Source organism: Paracoccus acridae (assembly GCF_014642735.1).
In the GTDB taxonomy this organism is placed as follows: domain Bacteria; phylum Pseudomonadota; class Alphaproteobacteria; order Rhodobacterales; family Rhodobacteraceae; genus Paracoccus; species Paracoccus acridae.
The window spans coordinates 1-1,054 of the sequence record NZ_BMIV01000074.1 but is presented as its reverse complement, the minus strand read 5'-3'; the positions used below and the strand labels follow the sequence as shown (position 1 = coordinate 1,054).

General features: G+C 61.1%; 1 protein-coding gene. It reads left to right on the top strand.

Going from position 1 to position 1,054, the window contains the following annotated elements; translation table 11 throughout:
• The first annotated feature begins 226 nt into the window (after positions 1 to 226).
• On the top strand, positions 227 to 919 hold the full coding sequence (locus tag IEX25_RS19785; protein WP_188717434.1) for a type 1 glutamine amidotransferase domain-containing protein: 693 nt from the start codon (positions 227 to 229) through the stop codon (positions 917 to 919).
• Positions 920 to 1,054: the final 135 nt, after the last annotated feature.

Sequence of the window (1,054 nt, the reverse complement as noted above, 5' to 3'; positions counted from 1 at the left end):
TTCATGGCGTGATCTCCCTGGCGGTTGGCGCCGCCGGTTGGGTGGGTGTCAGTTCACCCGGAGATTACGCCGCCTTCAAATTTCCACCACTTCCGAGACACGACCGTTTCCGACACCGATCAGCGAAAGACCTCGGAATGAAGCGGGGCCGACACATGCACTCACCGCAACGCCCTGTCATCGAGAGGACGGTCTTCGAGCAGGCAAAGAAGGGAAAGGGCACATAATGAAGATCCTCATGGTTCTCACTTCCCATGATCAACTGGGAAACACCGGCAAGAAGACCGGCTTCTGGCTGGAGGAGCTTGCTGCACCCTACTACGTCTTCAAGGATGCAGGTGCCGAGATCGTGCTGGCATCTCCAAAGGGCGGCCAGCCGCCGCTCGACCCCAAGAGCAACGAGCCTGACTCCAGGACAGACGCAACCAACCGCTTCGAGGCCGACGCGGAGGCCCAGGCAAAGCTGGCTTCGACGGAAAAGCTGTCGGCCATCAACCCGCATGACTTCGATGGCATCTTCTATCCAGGCGGCCATGGTCCGCTCTGGGATCTGGCCGAGGCTCCTGCCTCGATCTCGCTGATCGAGACGTTCATTGGTGCTGACAAACCCGTTGCCCTGGTCTGCCACGCCCCGGGCGTTCTGCGGCATGTGAAGGGTCAAGACGGCAAGCCGCTTGTCCAAGGCAAGGAGGTCACGGGCTTTACCAACACCGAAGAGGAAGCCGTGGGTCTCGCCCGGATCGTTCCCTTCCTCGTGGAGGACGAACTGGCCGCAAAAGGCGGACGCTTCACCCGGGCAGACGACTGGGCCTCTTATGTGGTGCAGGATGGCCTTCTGATCACCGGTCAGAACCCGGGGTCGTCCCAAGAAACGGCGCAGCGGCTTCTGAGCGCCTTGGAGAACTCGCAGGCCAGCTAGTCAGCAGCGGGCGAAAAGGAAAGTGACCCGTCCTGCACACAGATGCCTTCGTGGTGCGGTCACATCCTCAACGCCGGTCGCAAACTTCCTGACGCGGACAGAGCTACCGGCGGCGTCTGCTTCACCGCAGCCATT